General features: G+C 74.8%; 21 protein-coding genes. 19 read left to right on the top strand and 2 right to left on the bottom strand.

Annotation, left to right across the window (positions count from 1 at the left end):
- Positions 1-119 precede the first annotated feature (119 nt).
- Genes O7615_RS25630 through O7615_RS25620 form a run of 3 tightly spaced genes read left to right on the top strand, consistent with a single transcriptional unit; the run spans position 120 to position 2,303 of the window.
- Complete coding sequence (locus tag O7615_RS25630; protein WP_278180347.1) at positions 120-878, top strand: class I SAM-dependent methyltransferase; 759 nt, start codon at positions 120-122, stop codon at positions 876-878.
- 46 nt (positions 879-924) lie between these two features.
- Positions 925-1,632: an MBL fold metallo-hydrolase gene (locus tag O7615_RS25625; RefSeq protein ID WP_278180346.1), complete on the top strand. Its 708-nt coding sequence runs from the start codon at positions 925-927 to the stop codon at positions 1,630-1,632.
- 23 nt (positions 1,633-1,655) lie between these two features.
- Complete coding sequence (locus O7615_RS25620; RefSeq protein WP_278180345.1) at positions 1,656-2,303, top strand: hypothetical protein; 648 nt, start codon at positions 1,656-1,658, stop codon at positions 2,301-2,303.
- Here the strand turns inward: O7615_RS25620 and O7615_RS25615 are convergent.
- The gene (locus O7615_RS25615; protein ID WP_278180344.1) at positions 2,283-3,548 is read right to left on the bottom strand and encodes an MFS transporter; all 1,266 of its coding nucleotides are present in this window, start codon (positions 3,546-3,548) and stop codon (positions 2,283-2,285) included. The two genes, O7615_RS25620 and O7615_RS25615, sit on opposite strands and share 21 nt — an antisense overlap.
- A gap of 168 nt (positions 3,549-3,716) precedes the next feature.
- Between O7615_RS25615 and O7615_RS25610 the strand changes: the two genes are divergently transcribed.
- The gene (locus O7615_RS25610; protein ID WP_278182227.1) at positions 3,717-4,694 is read left to right on the top strand and encodes a LacI family DNA-binding transcriptional regulator; all 978 of its coding nucleotides are present in this window, start codon (positions 3,717-3,719) and stop codon (positions 4,692-4,694) included.
- Positions 4,695-4,727: 33 nt separating this feature from the next.
- Here the strand turns inward: O7615_RS25610 and O7615_RS25605 are convergent, their stop codons facing one another.
- Positions 4,728-5,162, bottom strand: coding sequence for an NUDIX domain-containing protein (locus O7615_RS25605; RefSeq protein ID WP_278180343.1), 435 nt, complete (start codon positions 5,160-5,162; stop codon positions 4,728-4,730).
- A gap of 205 nt (positions 5,163-5,367) precedes the next feature.
- Between O7615_RS25605 and O7615_RS25600 the strand changes: the two genes are divergently transcribed.
- The 15 genes from O7615_RS25600 (at position 5,368) to O7615_RS25530 (ending at position 19,048) form a co-directional block, all read left to right on the top strand.
- Complete coding sequence (locus O7615_RS25600) at positions 5,368-6,180, top strand: DUF3153 domain-containing protein (RefSeq protein ID WP_278180342.1); 813 nt, start codon at positions 5,368-5,370, stop codon at positions 6,178-6,180.
- A gap of 81 nt (positions 6,181-6,261) precedes the next feature.
- Positions 6,262-6,597: a hypothetical protein gene (locus tag O7615_RS25595; RefSeq protein WP_278180341.1), complete on the top strand. Its 336-nt coding sequence runs from the start codon at positions 6,262-6,264 to the stop codon at positions 6,595-6,597.
- An 11-nt stretch (positions 6,598-6,608) separates the two neighbouring features.
- Complete coding sequence (locus tag O7615_RS25590; RefSeq protein ID WP_278180340.1) at positions 6,609-7,217, top strand: glycine zipper family protein; 609 nt, start codon at positions 6,609-6,611, stop codon at positions 7,215-7,217.
- Positions 7,214-7,900 carry a carboxypeptidase regulatory-like domain-containing protein gene (locus tag O7615_RS25585; protein ID WP_278180339.1) on the top strand — a complete coding sequence of 229 codons (687 nt, stop codon included), beginning with the start codon at positions 7,214-7,216 and terminating at the stop codon, positions 7,898-7,900. Before O7615_RS25590 ends, O7615_RS25585 begins: the two co-directional genes overlap by 4 nt.
- A gap of 61 nt (positions 7,901-7,961) precedes the next feature.
- The gene (locus O7615_RS25580) at positions 7,962-9,245 is read left to right on the top strand and encodes a phage tail sheath subtilisin-like domain-containing protein (RefSeq protein WP_278180338.1); all 1,284 of its coding nucleotides are present in this window, start codon (positions 7,962-7,964) and stop codon (positions 9,243-9,245) included.
- 1 nt (position 9,246) lies between these two features.
- Positions 9,247-9,726 (top strand): phage tail protein, encoded by a 480-nt coding sequence (locus O7615_RS25575; protein WP_278180337.1) that lies wholly within the window; start codon positions 9,247-9,249, stop codon positions 9,724-9,726.
- Positions 9,704-11,260 carry a hypothetical protein gene (locus tag O7615_RS25570; protein ID WP_278180336.1) on the top strand — a complete coding sequence of 519 codons (1,557 nt, stop codon included), beginning with the start codon at positions 9,704-9,706 and terminating at the stop codon, positions 11,258-11,260. Before O7615_RS25575 ends, O7615_RS25570 begins: the two co-directional genes overlap by 23 nt.
- Positions 11,260-12,057, top strand: a complete 798-nt coding sequence (locus O7615_RS25565; protein ID WP_278180335.1) for a hypothetical protein — start codon at positions 11,260-11,262, stop codon at positions 12,055-12,057. Before O7615_RS25570 ends, O7615_RS25565 begins: the two co-directional genes overlap by 1 nt.
- Positions 12,054-13,649, top strand: coding sequence for a phage baseplate assembly protein V (locus O7615_RS25560; protein WP_278180334.1), 1,596 nt, complete (start codon positions 12,054-12,056; stop codon positions 13,647-13,649). Before O7615_RS25565 ends, O7615_RS25560 begins: the two co-directional genes overlap by 4 nt.
- Positions 13,649-13,987 carry a hypothetical protein gene (locus tag O7615_RS25555; protein WP_278180333.1) on the top strand — a complete coding sequence of 113 codons (339 nt, stop codon included), beginning with the start codon at positions 13,649-13,651 and terminating at the stop codon, positions 13,985-13,987. Before O7615_RS25560 ends, O7615_RS25555 begins: the two co-directional genes overlap by 1 nt.
- Positions 13,984-14,451: a GPW/gp25 family protein gene (locus tag O7615_RS25550; RefSeq protein ID WP_278180332.1), complete on the top strand. Its 468-nt coding sequence runs from the start codon at positions 13,984-13,986 to the stop codon at positions 14,449-14,451. The genes O7615_RS25555 and O7615_RS25550 overlap by 4 nt, the downstream gene beginning before the upstream one ends.
- Entirely contained in the window at positions 14,448-17,096 is a 2,649-nt protein-coding gene (locus tag O7615_RS25545) for a putative baseplate assembly protein (RefSeq protein WP_278180331.1), read from the top strand. Before O7615_RS25550 ends, O7615_RS25545 begins: the two co-directional genes overlap by 4 nt.
- On the top strand, positions 17,077-17,673 hold the full coding sequence (locus O7615_RS25540; protein WP_278180330.1) for a phage tail protein: 597 nt from the start codon (positions 17,077-17,079) through the stop codon (positions 17,671-17,673). The genes O7615_RS25545 and O7615_RS25540 overlap by 20 nt, the downstream gene beginning before the upstream one ends.
- On the top strand, positions 17,670-18,593 hold the full coding sequence (locus tag O7615_RS25535) for a hypothetical protein (RefSeq protein ID WP_278180329.1): 924 nt from the start codon (positions 17,670-17,672) through the stop codon (positions 18,591-18,593). The genes O7615_RS25540 and O7615_RS25535 overlap by 4 nt, the downstream gene beginning before the upstream one ends.
- Positions 18,593-19,048: a hypothetical protein gene (locus tag O7615_RS25530; protein ID WP_278180328.1), complete on the top strand. Its 456-nt coding sequence runs from the start codon at positions 18,593-18,595 to the stop codon at positions 19,046-19,048. The genes O7615_RS25535 and O7615_RS25530 overlap by 1 nt, the downstream gene beginning before the upstream one ends.
- Positions 19,049-19,058: the final 10 nt, after the last annotated feature.

Here is a 19,058-nt window from a genome sequence, read left to right as displayed (position 1 = left end):
GGGTCGGACCGGCATCCCGGTCCGACCCGGCCCGATCATCGCCCTGCCATCTTCTCGTACTTGCAAAAGATTGGCAACAACTCTGGACAGTGCGCCGTCCGGTAACTAGCTTGGTCGACATGACTCCTTACATCGCCGACGCCGACGCCTGGCAGGAGAGCTGGGACCGGCAGCAGGAGGCGTACCTGCCGGACCGGGAACACCGGTTCACCACCATGCTCGACGCCGTCGACGCCATCCGCGACACCGCGCCGCCCCGCCTGCTCGACCTGGCCGGTGGCACCGGCACCATCTCGCTGCGCGCCCTGCGCCGCTTTCCCGACGCCGAGGTGACCCTGGTCGACCTGGACCCGGCCCTGCTCGCCCTCGCCACCGCCTCGCTCGGTGACCGGGCCGCCATCGTCTCCGCCGACCTCGGCAAGCCGGACTGGCCCGCCGCCCTGCCGCACCGGCGCTACGACGCCGTCCTCACCGCCACCGCGCTGCACTGGTTGCCCGCCGACCGGCTGGCCACCCTCTACGCCGAGATCCGTGATCTGCTCCGGCCGGGTGGCCTGCTGGTCAACGCCGATCACATGCCCGACGACGCCCTGCCCGAGCTGACCAAGCGCCTGCTCGCCCGCGCCGAGGAACGCCGAACGGCCCGGTACGCCGCCGGCGCCGTGCCCTCCTGGTCACAGTGGTGGGACCAGGCGGCGCAGGACCCGGTGCTGCGTCCACTCGTGGAGCAACGCCAGGTCATCTACCCCTCGGGCCACAGCCCGGAGTGGACGCCCCCGGTCTCCTGGCACCTCGACGCCCTCACCGACGCCGGCTTCCGCGAGGTCGGCACGCTGTGGCGCGGCGGCGCCGACGCCGCGGTCGTCGCCGTGCGCTAGGCGTAGGCTGCCGCAGTCAGTCGACAGGGCGGGCGGAGGGGGCGGCGTGGTCGAGTTCCACCACCTCGCCGGGCGGGTGTGGCTCTGCCCCGGCGACCCGGAGCCGGAGCTGGTGCAGGCCGGCGTGGCCGTGATCGCCGACGAGCGGGGCAGCGTCCTGGTCGACGCCGGGCAGAGTCCGACGCACGCCCGCGAGATCCGGTCCGCGTTGCACGCCGCCGGCCTGCCGGCACCCCGCTGGCTGGTCTACACCCACCACCACTGGGACCATGTCTGGGGTGCCTGCGCCTGGCCCGACGTGGAGATCGTGGGTCATGTCACCGGTGCGGAGCTGCTGCGCGCCGAGGCATCCCGCCCGTGGAGCACCCGCTACCTGCGCGAGGAGGTGCTGCGCGACCGCCGGCTCGGGCCGAGCTTTCGGGCCCGCGCGCTCGCCGTCGACTCCTGGGACGAGCTGACGGTGCTGCCGCCGACCCGGGTCTTCACCGACGAGGTGGCGTTGCCGACCGGCGTGCTGGTACGCCACGTCGGCGGCCGGCACGCGCCGGACTCCACCGTGGTCGTGGTGCCCGACTCCGGGGTCATGCTGCTCGGCGACAGCTGGTATCCACCGCCGCTGCACCTGCGCGCGCCCGACGACGAGCCGGACCTGGCACTGGTCGGGCGGCTGCTGGCCGACGACATCGGCTGGTACGTCTCCAGCCACAGCCCGCCGATGACCCTCGCGCAGGCCCGCGCGGCGATCGCCGGCTGAGGTGGCGGCGGTACCCTCCCCCGATGATCGACTTAGCGGCCCGGGAGAACGCCGCCTGGTGTGACCTGGTCTGCCGCAGCCACGGCCGGCCCGGTTCGGTGGACGCGGACGCCTGGTCGGTGCCGCGCCGCTCGCCCCCGGGCTATCCCGACGCGGTGACCCTGCGGCCCGGGGTCGGGGCGGGCCTGCTCGGGCGGGTCGACGCCGGCCCGGAGGCGGCGGTGAAGGACAGCTACGCCGACCTGGATCTGGCCGGTCACGGCTTCCAGGTGCTGTTCGATGCGCAGTGGCTGCACCGACCACCGGCCGAGGCCGGCGCCGCGACGCTCGTCGCGGTCGACACCGCCGCGGGGCTGACCACCTGGGCCGACGTCCACGGCGGCGGGCGGGTCTTCCGCCCGGCCCTGCTGGCCGAGCCCGGCGTACGCATCCTCGGCCTGGCCGACGGCCACGGCGGGTGGGTCGGCGGCGCGGTGCTGCACGACGTCGGCGAGGTGGTGGGCGTCAGCAACGTCTTCGCCGCCGGGGTGTCCCCCGACGAGGTCTGGGCCGGGGTGTGCGCGGCCGGTGCCGGCCGGCACCTCGTCGGCTACGAGCACGGCACCGACCTGGCGGTCGCGCAGGACCACGGTTTCCGGGCCGCCGGCCGGCTACGCGTCTGGGTCCGCTGAGCCCGCCCGCGCCGGCGCCCCCGTGCCGCCGGCAGCGGGCGGGCGGGCCGCGGGAACCAGGAACAGGGTCGGCAACAGGAGCAGCGGTACGACCAGCAGCGCCCGCAGCGTGCCGACGTGGTCACCGAGGAGGCCCAGCAGCGGCGGACCGGCGAGGAACGCGGTGTAGCCGATCACCGCGACCACGCTGACCCGCACGTGCGCGTGCTCCTCCTCGTCGGCGGCGGCGCTCATGCCCACCGGGAAGCCGAGCGAGGCGCCGACGCCCCACAGCACGACGCCGACCACCGCGACCGGGCCGGAGCCGGCGAGCACCGCCAGGCTGGCGCCGACGACGGCGAGCAGGATGGTCGTGCTCAGCACCGGGCCGCGTCCCCACCGGTCCAGTGCCACCGTGCCGAGGGTGCGGCCCACCGTCATGCCGACCACGAAGACGCCGAAGACCGCCGCGCCGGCCGCCTCGCTGAAGCCGTAGCCGTCGATGAAGGCCACCGCGAGCCAGTCGTTGGCGCTGCCCTCGGCGAACGCCGCGGCGAGCACCAGTAGGCCGATGAGCAGGGTGCGTGGCTCCCGCCACGCGGCGAGCAGGCGGCTCCGGCGGCCGGCCGAGGTTCCGGCGGCCGCCGGCTCGGCCGGCAGGAACGCGCGCGCCCCGAGCAGGGTGCCGCCGAGCACCAGCGCCGCCAGCACGCCGAGGTGGACGGCGACCGGCACACCCAGCCGGGCGGCGCCGGCGCCGAGGCCGGCGCCGGCCACCGAGCCGAGACTCCAGGCGGCGTGGAACCGGGGCATCACCGTCCACCCGAGCCGGCGTTCGACGGCGGCGCCCTCGATGTTCATCGCGACGTCGCAGCTGCCGGAGCCGTAGCCCAGGGCGAACAGACCCACCGCCACCCCGGGCAACGAACCGACGATGTCGGCGGACACTCCGATGATGGTCAGCCCGAGCGCGACGAGCAGGGTGGACAGCGCCACCGCGCGGGCCGCGCCGAGCCGCTGGGTCACCAGCCCGGCGGTGGGCATGGCGAGGATCGCGCCGAGGGACATGGCGAGCAGGAGCAGGCCGAGGCGGCCGGGGCTGAGGCCGAGCCCGTCGCGGATCGCCGGCACCCGGGCGAACCAGGTCGCGACGGCCAGCCCGTTGAGGGCGAACACCACCGCCACGCCGTTGCGGGCGGCCAAGACCGCCCGGGACGGATTCGGTCTGGTCGGCGGGGTGGCGGGGGTGGTGACGGCGGGGTCCACGTACGTTCCGGTCCTCTCCTCGGGGCTGCCGCAACGATCACACACCTGGGAGCGCTACCACCACAATCCATCTCCGGTCCTTACCGTCGATCGTCGGGCGCGGCATGATGCAGATGGGCGCCCGGGCACCAACGGCGGGCGGAGGCAACGGGGAGAAAGATCATGACTATGGCAGCGCACCGGCCGGCCACCCTGGCAGACGTCGCTCGCGTCGCCGGGGTGTCCCGGTCGACGGCGTCGCGGGTCATCGCGGGCACCGGCTTCGCGTCACCGACCGCACGGGAGCGGGTGCGCGCGGCGGCCGACCGGCTCGGCTACGTGCCGAACTCGGCGGCCCGCGCGCTGGTGCACGGCACCGGCGTACGGCTGCTGGTGGCCGTGGTGGGCGCCAGCCCCGCCGTCCTCGACGACAGTTACGTCGACCAGGCGGTCGCCGCGATGGCGCGGGTCTGCGCGCCGTACGGTCTGGGGGTCACCGTGCAGTGGGTGCCGCTGGACGTGCCGGACGAGCTGACCCGGCTGACCGACGACCGGGGCGTGGCCGGCCTGATCATGCTCAACACGACCACGGCGCTGCTCGACCTGGTACCGCGACGGCTCCGCGGCCGGTCCGTGTCGATCGGGATCGGCTCGGCCGCGGTGCCGTCGGTGGACATCGACAACGGCGGCGGCACGGCCGCCATCGTCCGTCACCTGTACGCCGTCGGTCGCCGGCGGATCGCCATGGTGACCGGTCCCCGCTGGCTGGCCTGCGCCCACCGCTCCGTGGAGGCGTACCGGGGGCTGCTGCGCGACGCCGGCCTGCCGGCACGGGAGGTGACCGGTGACTTCAGCGCGGCGCGGGGGCGCGCGGCCGCCCGGGAGGTGTTACGCCGCTGGCCGGACACGGACGCGATCGTGGGGATCAGCGACGCGACCGCGTTGGGCGTGATCGGCCAGCTGCGTGCCGACGGCGTACGGGTGCCCGACGACGTCGCCGTGACCGGTTTCGACGACATCCCGCTGGCCTCGGCGGTGGCGCTGACCACGGCGAGTCACCCGGTACGGCGCATCGCCACGGCGGCGGCGACCACGGTGCTGGAGCACCGCCCGGCGCCGGCGGCGACCCTCTTCCCGTCGGCGCTGGTCCTGCGCGACAGCGCCTGAGCGCCGGGCGTCCCGCCCAGCCGGCGGGTCGGGTCAGCCGGCCGCGGCCAGCGCGGTGAGGTCGGTGTGCTCCGGCGAGCCCAGGAAGCGGGTCAGCACCTCGACCGTGCCCGGGGTGTACGGGCGCCCGTCGAGGATCTCGGTGGCGGGCAGGAAGACGAGTGCGGCGCCCTCGCCGAGGACCACGTCCCGCTGGCCGGCCGGTGTCGCGGCGCAGAAGTAGTGCTTGACCCGGCCGTGCTCGGGCACCTCCTGGCGGGCGAAGGCCCGCAGCCCGTCCGTGGTCACCCGCAGCCCGGTCTCCTCGTGCAACTCGCGCACCGCGGTCTCCTCGGGGCTCTCCCCCGGCTCCCCGTGCCCGCCCGGCAGTCCCCACACGTCGGGATGGCGCACCGCGTGGGAGTCGCGCAACTGCATCAGCAGTCGCCCGTGCCGGTCCACCAGCAGCACACAGGAAATCGGCACCATGCCGGGCAGCCTAACCGTAGCCAACGGGGCCTGTCCGCACCCAATGAACCCTTTCCGCCTGAATCGCGCGGCCGAACCTTTCAGAATATCGATTTCCACGGTTCGCGACCTCGGCCGAATGTGACCGGCTCCGGGTAAGATCGGCGACTTGCTTGTGACTGATCGCTGACTGATGGGTCGGACGGCGAGCGCACACACTGTGCCCATGAACACGGGACCCGAGCGCATCAGGATACTCCGCGGCGCGGTGTGTCTCGTTCTCCTGGCGGCCCTCTCCGGCTGCATGCAGCTCAACGCCGGCTTCACCGTCAACGCCGACGACACGGTCAGCGGTCAGCTCCTGCTGACCGCCGAGCGCAAGGTCCTGACCCTGAACAACAGGACGGTGGAGGCCGGTTTCGCCGAGCTCCGGCAGAACATCCCGACGCTACCGGTCGGACCGGAGACCCGATACGAGGACGCGACGCACTTCGGTTCCCAGATCAACTACCGAAACGTGCCACTCGCCCAATTCAGCAGCGAAAGCCTGAGCATCATTCGCGACGGCGACCGCTACGTGTTCGCCCTTCCGCTGGACCCGAAGAAGTACGGCGGAAAAGTGGCCGAACAGGATCCGCAGAATCAGGCCAGGTTCATGTTGTTGATGTCGTTCGAGATCACCGTGACCTTCCCCGGCCGCGTCCTCGACGTCAGCACGGGCGGTCAGGTCAACGACCGGACCGTCACCTGGCGGGTCAATCCCAACGAGGAGAAGCCCACCGAACTGCGTGCCGTCGCCGAGGCTCCACCCCGACCGTCCGCCGCGGCCGACAGCGAGGACACCGGCGGCGGGATTCCCTGGCTGCTGATCGCGGCCGGCACGGTCGTGCTGCTGCTCGTCGCGGTGCTGGTCGTCCTCCTGCTGCGCCGTCCCGGCCCGGCCGGCGGCCCGGCCCCGGCCGGCGGCGCGCCCGCGACCGGCGGGCCCACACCGGGAACGCCGGCCACCACGAACCCCGGCCCGCCGGGCGTCGGCTGACCAGCCGGCTGGCCGCCCGCATTGTGGGCGGCACCCACCCACACCTCACCGGCACCACGCAACACCGAAGGGGGATCGGCGATGAACGATCTCTTCACCTGGGCGGCGCTGGGCAGTCTCACCGGCGCGAGCGCCGCGACACTGCTCGCCACCAACGTCATCGGCGGACTGATCGGCCCGAACGCCGACGCGGCCCGCAAGTGGATCGCGCTGGGCATCGCGCTCGCGCTGTCGTACCTCACCGCGGCCTTCGCCACCGACGCGGGCCCGGAGAAGTGGATCATCGCGTTCTTCAACGGCCTGGTCATCTTCTCCGCCGCCCTCGGCGTCAACCAGCTGCCGCCCGGCAACCGGCAGGCGACGCCGACCCGACTGGCACAGGGCACCGAGCCCCGATTCATCCGCTCCTGGGCCTGAGAGGAGCGGTCATGGTCTTCGGGATCATCAGCGCCGCCGTCCACGTCGCCGCGGGCGCCGTGCTCGGCCAGCTCGCCGGTGGCACCCTCGGGCTGCTCGTCGGCGCGGGCCTCGGCCTGCTCCTCGGTGCGGTCTTCGGCTGGGCCATCGCCTCGGCCCAGGTCTACGGCACCGATGCCCGCGGCGTGTTCCTCTTCGTCGTGGACCACACCTGGAGCCTGCTCAACACCATCGTCGGCGCGCTCTACCTGGCCGTGCACCTCGTCGTCGGTCACTCGCTGGACCGGACCACCTCCCAGCACAGCTGCCGGGTCAACGTGGCCGAAGGGGTCTCCCCCCGCTACGCCACCACGCTCGGCACCGTCTGCGCCGGCTCCGGCCCGGGCATCCAGCGACACGAGGACGTACACATCTTCCAGGCCCGCCTCCTCGGCCCGCTCTACATCCCGCTGGTCGTGGCCAACTACGTACTGTTCACCGTCGCACCGGTCTGGCTGCTCTACCACGACCACGCGGGCGCGCCGATCAACCGCTTCACCCGGTACTTCGAGATCGGCGTCTACCCGCACGTGTGGAACGAGGCCATCGCGTACCGGATCCAGGGGACGCCGCCGCGATGACCGGTGCGGGTCCGATCGAGACGGCCACCGCCGAGCTGGCAGCGTGGCTGGCCGGGGCGGCGGGTGACGCCGTCCCGGTCGGCCCGCCCCGGCCCGACGCCGACCCCGGCCGGTTGACCCTGTGGCCGCTGGAGCTGCGGCCGGCGCGGCAGACCCGGGGCAGCGGCGCGCCGGAACCGTACCGGCTCACGGTGCGCTACCTGCTCGCCGCCGGCGGGCCGGACGCCCTCGCGGCGCTGGACCGGGTGCTCGTCGCGGCGACCGCCGCCGGGCGCACGCCGGTGCTGGAGGCCGGCGATCCGGCGCTGTGGGCGGCCTTCGCGTCCCCGCCCCGGCCGGCCCTGCTGATCGACGTGCCCGTGCAGGTCACCCACCCGAGCCAGCCGGCCGCACCGGTGCTGCGACCGCTGCGCCTGCGCCAGCTGGAGATGCTCACCTTCGACGGGCGCGTCGTCGGCCCGGCCGAGCAACCCCTCGCGGCGATGCGGGTCGAGGTCGTCGGCCAGCCGTACGCGACGCAGACCGACCCGGCGGGCCGCTTCCGGGTCGTCGGCGTGCCCCACGACCCGGAGCATCCCGCACCGATCCGGCTCCGGCTCACCGGCCGGGGGCAGGTGCTCACCGCCGAGGTCGACCCGACCGAGCCCGACATCGTCATCGTCTGCGCGCCACCGTCCCACTGATCCGCCGTCCCACTGATCCGCCGATCCGCTGACCCACTGACCCGACCGCACGGGAGGACCGATGCCCACCTACTTCTCGCCCGGCATCTACGTCGAGGAGGTGCCCGCCGGTGCTCGGCCGATCGGACCGGCCGGCACGAGCACCGCGGCCTTCGTCGGCGTCGCACCGGACCGCAACGCCCGCCTCGGCGAGGCCCTCGCCGTGAACAACTGGACCGACTTCCTCCGGCTCTACGCCGACGGCGACCAGTTGGAGAGCACGCCGCTGGCCCGGGCCGTCTTCGGATTCCTGGACAACGGTGGCACCCGCTGCTGGGTGGTCAACGTCGGCGAGGGCGGCGCGATCTCCGGCACCGGCCGCCAGCGCGGCGGGTTGGACCTGCTCGAGGCGGTCGACGAGATCTCCATCCTGGCCGCGCCCGGCTTCCACGACCCGGTCTCCCACGAGGCGCTGCTGAGCCTGGCCGAACGCACCCGCACCATGGTCGCCATCTGCGATCCGGCGCCCGACATCGACGACATCTCCACCCTCACCCGGGTCGCCACACCCGGCTCGGGCCGGCCGCCGAAGCCGAGTGAGGCCGGCGGCCCGGACGCCCCCGCCGCCGGTCCTGGCGGGTCCGGCGCGGGCTCCGGCGGCGGCGGTGGCGGGAGCGGCGGTGCGGGCGGCGGCCCGGTCGCGTACCGGCCCCGGCAGTCGGACTTCGGCGCCCTGTACTACCCCTGGCTGCGGGTTCGCGACCCGCTCAGCGGCGAGTTGGTGCTCACCCCGCCGAGCGGGCACGTGGCGGGCATCTGGGCGCGCACCGACGCCCTGCGCGGGGTGCACAAGGCGCCGGCCAACGAGCCGGTACGGGGCGCGGTCGACCTGGGCCACCTGGTCACCCGCGCCGAGCACGACGTGCTCAACCCCAAGGGCATCAACGTCATCCGCTACTTTCCCGGCGAGGGCATCCGGGTCTGGGGCGCGCGTACCCTCGCCGCCGAGGCCAGCGAGTGGCGCTACCTCAACGTCCGGCGGCTCTCCATCGCCATCGAACAGGCCATCGCCAACGGCACCCGCTGGATGGTGTTCGAGCCGAACGACTACACGCTGTGGCGCTCGATCCGCCGGGACATCGGCGCCTTCCTCACCCGGGTGTGGCGCGACGGCGCGCTGCTGGGGCGTACGCCCGAGGAGGCGTTCTTCGTCAAGTGCGACGAGGAGACCAACCCGGCCGACGTCCGCGACGCCGGCATGGTGGTCGCCCACATCGGCATCGCCGTGGTCAAGCCCGCGGAGTTCGTGGTGTTCAAGCTGAGCCAGTGGGCGGGCGGCACCGAAACCGAGACGATTGGAGGCTGACATGGCGACCACGGCCACTCCGCAGCCGGGCACCCCGGTCGACCCGTACCGCGCGTACAACTTCAAGCTGCTGGTCAACGGCGTGACCAATGGCCACTTCACCGAGGTCAGCGGACTGGAGGTGAACATCCCCGCGCTGGCCTACCGGGAGCAGGGCAACGACCGGATCCGGATGGTCCCGGGGCAGGTCGAGTACGGGCCGGTCACCCTGCACTTCGGCCTGACCGCGTCACGGGAGTTGTGGGACTGGGTGCACGCGGTCGCCCGGGGCACGGTCAACCGCCGCAACGTCTCGGTGGTGCTGCTCGACGCCGCCGGCACGGCGGAGGTGCTGCGCTGGAATCTGATCAACGCGTGGCCGACCAACTGGCGGGGCGCCCACCTGAACACGCTGGGCCAGGAGATCGCCATCGCGGCACTGACGCTGCGCTACGAGAGCCTGGAGCTGGAGGCCGGTGGTGCCGCGCCGACGCCCGCGTAACTGGTTGGCCGGCCGGCTCCGGTCCGCGGCGCGTGCCGTGGACCGCGTCGCCGCCGTGCTCGACATCTCCCCCACCCCCGGCCCGAGCAGCGGACCAGCCGCTCCGGTCGGGAGTGGCGCCGGAACCGGTGCCGGTGACGGCGGGTCCGGTGCGGGCGGTGCCGGTGGGTATCGGCGGCCGGGCCAGCCACCGGAACACTGGCTGCGGGTGGTCGAGACACACGCCCCCGGCCTGCTGCGCGACCTCGCCATCGACCCGCCGCCCGGCGGTGCGGCGGCACCGGACGGTGCGCACGCCGACGCCGACCCGCACGCCGGTGCCGGGCTAAAGGGCGGACCCGGGGCCGGTCCGGAAGCCTCGGCCAAGGCGCACCGGGACGGGTGGGGCGGTACGTCCCACGACCACGCCGAGACCGCCTCGGCGTACCCCGGACCGGACGGTGGCACGACCACGGCGACCACCAGTGGGTCACCGGGGGTCGGTCCGGCTCCCACCATCTACTCCCCCGCGCCCTTTGCTCTGCTTCAACCCGCGCATCACCCGACGTCCGGTATCCGGACAGCGGCCGGTGCGTCGGTTGAAGCAGAGCAAAGGGGCGACGCGGGGGTGTCCCGCGCCGGCCAGCGGACGCCCGCCGGGACGCCGCCGGGCGGGATCTCCCACCGGCAGGCCCGGCCGCAGGGCCCGCCTCCGGTGTCGCCAGCGCAGCCGGCGGCCGGCGGTGACGGCGCAGCCGTCACCGCCCATCGGCCCCGCCGCGCGCGTGCGGACCGGGCGGGCCCGGGCGGGTCGGGTGCGGACCGGACAGGTGCGGATGGGACAGGTGCGGACCGGGCGGGCCGGGTCGCGTCGGGTGTGGACGGTGCGGCACGGCCGGGTGGTGCCCGGACCGGGCCGGCGCGGATGCCCGCGGGGAGGGAGCGGGCCACGACGCGGGCGCACCTGAGCGTGGCGCCGGAACCGGCCCTGACGGATCGGAGCGCGCCCGCACCGCCGCCCACCGCACCGGGCCCGCAGGCCGCACCACATTCGGAGGCCACCGGGACCGGCCCGCAGGCCACCGGGACCGGCCCGCAGGGTGCCGGGACGGGCCCGCAGGGTGCCGGGACGGGCCGGCAGGCCGCCGGATGGGGCCGGCTCGATGCCGGGTCGCGGCTGCCGACGGAGGGCTCGACGCAGCCGTCGGCGGGGATCGGGGCGCCCGCCCGGGCCGTGCCCCGGCACGTCACCGACCGCCACCGGACGGCCGGCACCGGCCTCGCGGACGGGGAGATCCAGGCGGGAGGCCGGATCCCAGTCGGCGACGGACGCTGGCCCGGTAGCGGGTGGTTCGACGGCGACGGACGCTGGCCCGGCACCGCCGGCGTCTGCTGGCCGGATCTGGAGTCGTCGCCACGGTCGCGCGCCGGGTGGCCGGGGCGCGATCCGTGGCCGGCGCTTCCCGACGACCGCACACTGTGGTCGGCAGCCGGACCGGGTCGGACCGACGCCGACCATCTGCGCCGGCTCGACGGCGAGCAGGCGGGTGGCTGATGGAACGCGTCGCCTTCCTCATCGACACCACCGGCGAGCGGATCGACTGCCTGCTCAACCCGGAGACCGTCCAGGTGACCCGCCTCGCCGGGGTCCGGCATCGGGGCAGCGCCGGCAGCCAGCTCACCGGTGCCGGGCTGGCCGACGACCCGCTGGTCTTCACCGGCGGCGGGCGTACCGAACTGGTGCTCGACCTGCTCTTCGACACCGACTTCGCCGAGGGCCAGGTCCGCCCCGCCGACGTGCGGGCACTGACGCGTCCACTGTGGATGCTGGCGGAGAACTCCGCGGTCGAGCACGGCTGGCTGCGGCCGCCGCTGGTGCGGTTGGTCTGGGGCAAGACCTGGAACGTGCCCGGCGTGATCGTGGCCGTCGCGGAACGCTTCGACGCCTTCACCGCCACCGGTTCACCGCGCCGCTCGTGGCTGCGGCTCAAACTGGTCCGGGTGGCGGAGGATGCCGGCCGCGCCCAGGAGGGATTCGCCGAGGAACTCTCCGTCGCGCAGACCCCGGCCGTCGCGCCCGGCACGGCCGTGGTCGCCGCCGGCGACGGCGCCGCCGCCGACTCCTCGGGCGTACGCTTCGATCTGCTCGCCCACGACGCGCTCGGCTCGCCGCTGCGCTGGCGGCTGCTGGCCGAGCACAACCGGATCACCGACCCGCTCGCCGTGCCCGCCGGCACCGCCCTGGCCGTGCCACCGCTGCCCGGCACCGGCCTGGCCGTGCCACCGCCATCGGGCACCGCTCCGGTCGTGCTGCCGTCCTCCGGACCCGCCAGCGGCGGGAGCGGATCGTGACCGGCGCCGCGCCCCGGGCGCTGACCGTGCTGCTCGACGGGGCAGCGCTGCCCGACGCGGTGCACGGCCGGGTCACGTCGGTGCGGGTGGCCGCCCGACTGGACCGGCCCACCCAGTGCGAGGTGGCGCTGGACGCCCGCCCCGGCACCGCCGCGCTGACCGGGCCGGTGCGCGTCGGCGCGAGCCTGGACGTGCGTCTCGACGGGCACCCGGAGGCGCTGTTCACCGGCGAGGTCACCGCCGTCGAGGTCGAGTACGCCGCCGACGGCCCCGCCATCGTGCGGGTGCGGGCGTACGACGTGCTGCACCGGCTGCGCAAGCGGCAGCGACTACGGGTCTTCGAGTCGGTGACCGCCGCCGGGCTGGCCGCGGAACTCTGCGCCGACCTCGGCTTGCGGGTTGACGCGGAGGTCGACGGGCCGCAGCTGGACCGGCTGCCGCACCACCGCCCCAGCGACCTGGACCTGCTGCTGGAGGTGGCCGGGCGGGCCGGGCTGCACCTGAGCGTCGACGGTGACGTGCTGCGCCTGGTCACCCTGCAGGGACACGGCGAGGCGATCCCCCTGGAACTGGGCCGCGACGTGCACGGGCTGCGCCTGTCGGTCAACGCCGACACCGCCGCCGGGGAGAGCGCGGCGCTGGGCTGGCACCCGCAGCGGGCCGAACCGATCGTCCAGCGCGCCGGCACGCCCCGCTGCGGGCGGCGTACCGCGGTGGACCCGGATCCGGCCGACGTCGGCGCGGACGGCACCCGTACCGCCCTGGACCAGCCGGGGCGCAGCGACGACGAGATCGCCGCGCTGGCCCAGGCCCGGCTCGACGCCCGGGCCGCCGCCCTGGTCACCGCCGAGGGGACGGCCGAGGGCGATCCCGCGCTGCGGCCCGGCCGTCGGGTACGCCTGACCGGTGTCGCCGAGGCGGTGGCCGGCACGTACGTGCTGACCGAGGTGGTGCACACCGTCGACGCGAACGGCCACCTGAGCCGCTTCTCCACCGCACCGCCACCGGCACCGCCCGCCGGGCCACCCGCCGCGGCGGTGGTCACCCTCGGCACGGTCACCGACGTCACCGACCCCGACGGGCTGGGCCGGGTGCGGGTGGAGTTGCCCGCGTACGGCGGGGCGGACGCCGGTTGGCTGGCGGTGCTGTGCCCGGGAGCGGGGCGGGGCAAGGGCCTGGTGGCGCTCCCCGATCCGCAGGACAGCGTGCTGGTGGCGTTGCCCGGCGGCGAACCGGCCTCCGGTGTCGTGCTCGGCTCGCTCTTCGGCGCCGTCGAGCCGTACGACAGCGGGGTGGACGACGGGCGGGCCCGGCGCTGGTCGCTGCGGACCGCCGGCGGTCAGCAGGTGGTGGTCGACGACGTGGCGGGCAGCCTGCGGCTGAGCACCGACGCCGGCAGTTGGCTGGAGCTGACCCCGCAGCTGGCGACCCTGCACGCCGCCACCGATCTGGTGCTCTCCGCACCGGGCCGGGCCATGGTCGTCCGCGCCCGCAGCGTCGACTTCCTGCACGCCGAGACCGTCGAGGATCCCGAGACCGCCGCCGAGCGGGCTCGCGTCCTCGCCCGTGCCCATCACGAAGGAGGCGGCTGATGCGCTGGATCCACCGTGACTCGGTGATCAGGTGCAGTCACGACGGCCGGGTGCGCAACCGGGCGTCACAGGAGTGGGTCACCGTGGCCGGCGTGCCGGTGCTGGTGGCCGACGACCCGAAGGGCCGCGAGATCGTCGCCTGCCCGAACTACGGCGCCACGGTCAAGCCGTGCACCGGTACCGAGCCGGTGCGGGCCGGCTACAGCGACTGGGTGCGCGTCGGGGGTCGACGGATCGTGCTGTCCCACCTGTCGGGGTTCACCAACGGCAGCCCACCCGGCCAGTTCACCTACCGGGTGCGCGACCCACGGCAGCGCTTCGTGGGGGCCGACCGGTGAGGGCGATCCGGTTCGTCGGTGCCGGCTTCGACCCGAGCCGGGGCAGCGGGCTGGGGTTGACGGCGGCCGGCGGGCTGGCCATGACCGACGGCGACGAGACCGTACGCCAGGCGCTGTTCCTGCTGCTGTCCACCACCCCCGGCGAGCGGCTGATGCGTCCCGGGTACGGCTCGCGCCTGCACCGGCTGGTCTTCGCCCCGAACGACGACACCACCGCCGGGCTGGCCATCCACTACGTACGCGCGGCCATCGCCCGCTGGGAGCCGCGCATCGACGTGCTGGACGTCGATGCCGGGCCGGACCCGGACGACCCGTGGCGCCTGGTGATCCGGCTGGACTACCGGATCCGGGCCAGTCTCACCCCCGGGCAGCTGGTCTTCTCCGTCGACCTGCTGCCCGCCGACGACGAGCCGCCCGCCGGGCCCATGCCCGATCCCGGCGCCGACGCAGAGGAGGCGCGATGACGCTGCCCGTGCCGCACCTGGACGATCGGACCTTCCTCGACCTCGTCACCGAGGCCCGGGACCGGATCCGGCAGTCCTGCCCGGGCTGGACCGACCTGTCCGCGCACGATCCCGGCGTCGCGCTGCTGGAGGCGTTCGCCCACCTCACCGAGGTGATGATCTACCGACTGAACCAGGTACCGGAGAAGGCGTACGTCTCCTTCCTCAACCTGCTCGGGGTGAGCCGGCACCCACCGACGGCGGCCTGGGCGGACGTCCGGTTCACCCGCACCGGCACCGACGACGCCCCGCTGCGGATCCCGGCCGGCACCCGGGTCGCCGCGGCCCGGGGCGCCGACCCGCGGCCGGTCGTCTTCGTCACCTGCGAGCCGGCGCTGCTGCCCGCCGGGCAGCGCGAGGTGACCGTCCGGATGCACCACTGCGAGCCGGTCGAGGCGGAACTGCTCGGCGTCGGCACCGGCGCACCGGGGCAGGTGCTGCGCGCCGCGCGGGCGCCGCTGGCGCGTACCGCCGAGCCGCTGGACCTGCTGCTCGGGGTCGAGGTGCCGGCCGGATCGGTGGAGCTGGGCACGGCGGCCCGGGAACACGACGGGCGCACCTTCGAGATCTGGCACCCGGTGGACAGCTTCGCCGGCCTCGGCCCGCAGGACAAGGCGTACCTGGTGGACCGCTGCTCGGGGACGGTGACCTTCGCCCCGGCGCTGGACCTGCGGGCACCCGACGGCAGGGCAGCCGACGACGTGGCGCCCGACGGCACGGCACCCGACGGCGTGGCAGCCGACGGCAGGGCAGCCGACGGTCCGGTCGCGGCGGTGCCGCCGGCCGGGCGGCAGGTGCGGCTCTGGTACCGCGCGGGTGGCGGACCGGCCGGCAACGTGACCGCCGGCGCCCTGACCAGCCTGCGTGACCCACTGCCGGGGGTGAAGGTGGTCAACCCGCTGCCGGCGGCCGGCGGGCGCGAGATGGAGAGCATGGAGTCGGTGCTGCTCCGCGGGCCGTACGCGTTCTTCGGCCAGCAGCGCGCGGTGACCGCCCGGGACTTCGAGGTGCTGGCCACCGCCTCCGGCGGGGTGCGCAGGGCCCGCGCGTTCACCCGGGCCGCCGTCTACAGCTTCGCCCGCCCCGGCGAGGTGGAGGTGGTGCTGGTGCCGCACGTGCCGGCCGACGCGCGGCCCGGCGGCCGGCTGCCGGTGGAGGTGCTGCGCCAGCACGAGGTGGAGGAGGCCCGGCTGCGCGTCGAGGCGGACCTGGAACGCCGCCGCTCGCTGGGCGCCACCTGCCGGGCCTCCTGGGCACGGTACAAGGCGGTGTCGATCCGCGCCCGGGTGGTGGTCCGCCGCGAGGAGGACGTCGACGCGGTACGCCGGCGCATCCACGACCGGCTGCACCAGACGCTCAGCCCGCTGCCCACCCCGCTCAACCCGGCCGGCTGGGCCTTCGGCGAGCCGCTGCGGGCGTCCAACGTGTACCGGCTGCTGGAGCACGCCGAACCGGGGGTGCGCTACGTCGAGTCGGTGCGCTTCGAGGTCGACGAGGCGCCGGACGTCCAGGTGCGGACCCTCGCCGCCGACGAGTACCAACCGCGTACCTGGTACGCCGGCAGCGGTGGCGTGCTGTTCCGGTCCACCAACGCGGGGGCGGGTTGGGAGCCGGCGGGGTGGTTCGACGGGGAGACCGTGCAGCGGGTGGTGCCCGCGCCCGCCCCGGTCAGGCCGGGCATCGTGCCCCGGCCCGGTTCGGTGGCGGTGGCCACCGTACGCGCCGGTGGCGGCTCCCGGGTGCACCTGAGCACCGACCTGGGCGAGACCTGGTCGGTACTGGCCGACCTGGACTCGCGCATCGGCGACCTGGCGTGGATCGACCGGGACGGCGCGGGGGCGCTACTGGTCGCCACCGACACCGGCCTGTACGAGGTCTCCCTGCTGCCCGGCGCGGTGCCGTTGCAGATCCTGGTCGACCCGGCCGACGCCGACCGGGGTTTCTACGCGGTGCGGGCGTTCGTCTCGGAGCGCGGCGCACCCGGGGTGGCGGTGGCGGCCCAGGCCGGTTTCGGGGTGTACCTGTCCGGCAACGCCGGCCGCCCCGGCAGTTTCACCCACGTCGGCCTGGCCAACGTCGACAACCGGATCCTCACCGTGCAGTACGACGGCCCGGCCACCCTGCTCTGGAGCGGCGCCGGGGAACCGGACCCGAAGAAGCCCGGGCAGGGCTGCTTCCGGGCCCGGCTGTTCGAGTCCGACGTGAAGTGGCAGGCGGTGCAGGCGGGGTGGGTCGGCGGCACCTGCCGGGACCTCGCGTTCAGCGGCACGCTGGCACTGGCCGCGACGCAGAGCGGCGGGGTGCTGCGGCTGGACACCCTCGCCGCGCAGCCGCAGTGGGCGCCGGTGATGGTCAACTGCGGGCTGCCGCTGCGCGACCGGACCCGGTTCGTGCCGGTGGACACGGTCGCCGCCACCACCGGAGCGGAGCGCCTGGTGCTGGCCGGCGGCGAACGCGGCGTGTACCGCAGCGGCGACGCGGTGGACTGGTCGGCCAGCGCCAACCAGGCCACCGCCGACGTGGTGACCGTTCCCGACACCTGGCTGCTCTGCTCCGGCGAGCACGACATCGAGGTGGTGCGGCAGGATGCGTCGAGCGGCCATTGAGCGGCTGCTGCCCGCGGCCTACCAGCGGGCCTGTGTGCCGGGCAGCGTGCTGTGGGCGCTGCTGGACGTGATGGAGGCGTTGCACGCGCCGGACGAGGCGGTGCTGGCCGAGGTCGACGCGCTGTTCGCGCCGTACCAGGCACCCGGCCCCATGGTGGCGTACCTGGCCCGGTGGGTGGCGATGGAACACCTGGTCGCCGCGCCCCGCCGGGAGGCACCCCTGCCGCTGCCGCCGAGCCGGCTGCGCGACCTGGTCGCCCACGGTGCGCTGCTGGCGACGTGGCGGGGCACCCCGTACGGGCTGCGCACCGCCCTGGAACTGGCCACCGGGGTCACCGGCTTCGTCCTCGACGAACCGGTCGGGCGGCCCTTCCACGTGGTCGTCCGGGTGCCCGAGGCAGCCGCCGACCAGCTGGCCCTGGTCGGCCGCATCGTCGAGGCGGAGAAGCCGGCCGCCGTCACCGCCGAGATCACCATCGAGGATTCGCCACCGGAGCGCGCGGTCGGCCGGGCCAGCGTCCCGTCCTCCCCCGTGGGCCCCGCCTCCCCCGTTCCCGCTCCCGAGGAGCCGTCATGACCACCGAATGGACCGTCGTCGCCGCCGCCGAACAGTTCACCCTGGACGGCCGCAACGCCGGTGAGCTGACCTTCACCGTCTCCAACCCGGGCGTCGCGCCGGACACCGTGGTGTTCGACGTGGCACCCGGTGAGGGCACGCAACGGTCGTGGTTCACCGTCACCGAGCCGCAGCGGGTGGTGCCCGGTCAGGGCTCGGTGTCGTTCCTGGTCCGCCTCGCCGTGCCGCCCGGAACGCCGCCCCGGCGCTACGACATGACCGGGTTCGCGTACTCGGCGAACACCGCGCCGGAGGAGAGTTCCCGCTCCAGCGGCCGGGTCACCTACGAGGTGCACGCGGTGCCGCCGCCGAAGCGTACGCCCTGGCGGTGGATCGCCGCGGCCGCGGCGGCCTTGGTGCTGGTGGTCTCGGCGGTGGTGGTGTTCCTGGTGACCCGCGAGGAGGAGCCGCCGCCGGAACTGCGGGTGGTGACCATCGAGGCGGAGACGCTGGTGGCCGGGGCGCGGGTCGACTCGCCGTCGGGCTCCGCGGCGACCGTGGCCGTGCAGCAGAACTGCTGCGAGGTGACCTGGTCGCAGGACGCCCAGCTGTTCTTCATGGGCCGCGCGGTCAACGACCGGGTGACCGTGACGGTGGACCTGCCCGCCGAGGCGACCTGGCGCTTCTCCGCCGTCCGGACCACCTCGTTCGACTACGCCAACACGGTGTTCCTGATCGACGGCCGGCAGGTCGGCGACCCGTTCATCGGCTTCACCCCGAAGGTGCAGATCACCGACTGGGTCGACGTGGGTCGGATCCGGCTCGGCCCGGGGGCGCACCAGATCACCCTGGTCGCGATCGGCAAGACGCAGAGCACCAACCGCTACTTCGCCGGTATCGACGCGCTCCGGTTCACCGAGGTCACGCCGGACGGCCTCTGATGAGCACGCAGCAGAAGGCGCTCCTCGCCGCGCTGGGCGTACTGCTGGTGGTGCTCTTCGTGGTGGCGGTGGGCGCGGGCCGCGACGACCGGGGCGACCCGGCGGCCCGCAACCCGCTGGTCGACCTGCTGGGCCGGGTCGGTGGGGGGCAGAGCGCGGTCGATCCGGCCTCCGTCGAGGCGGACTGCGCCGACGCGCCCGGGTTGCTGGCCGTCACCGACCGGTGCGCGCTGCGGGTGGCCGATCCGGGTGGGCTGCGCGTCCTGATCCTGCGCAGCCCGGCGGCGTTCGTCGTGCGGGCGCCCGCGCCCGGCGAGGCCGACTTCACCGTGACCGACGAGGTGACACCGGCCGACGACGGCACCGGCGCGGTGGCCCGCGTCGCCGTCGACCGGGCCACCACGGTGCTGGTGAGCTGCCCCGGCGGCTGCCTCGTCACGGTGGCGCGGGACTGAGGCGGGGAGG

It is taken from the genome of Micromonospora sp. WMMD1082 (genome assembly GCF_029626175.1).
Classification (GTDB): Bacteria; Actinomycetota; Actinomycetes; order Mycobacteriales; family Micromonosporaceae; genus Micromonospora.
This window is presented reverse-complemented; position numbering and strand designations above follow the sequence as displayed.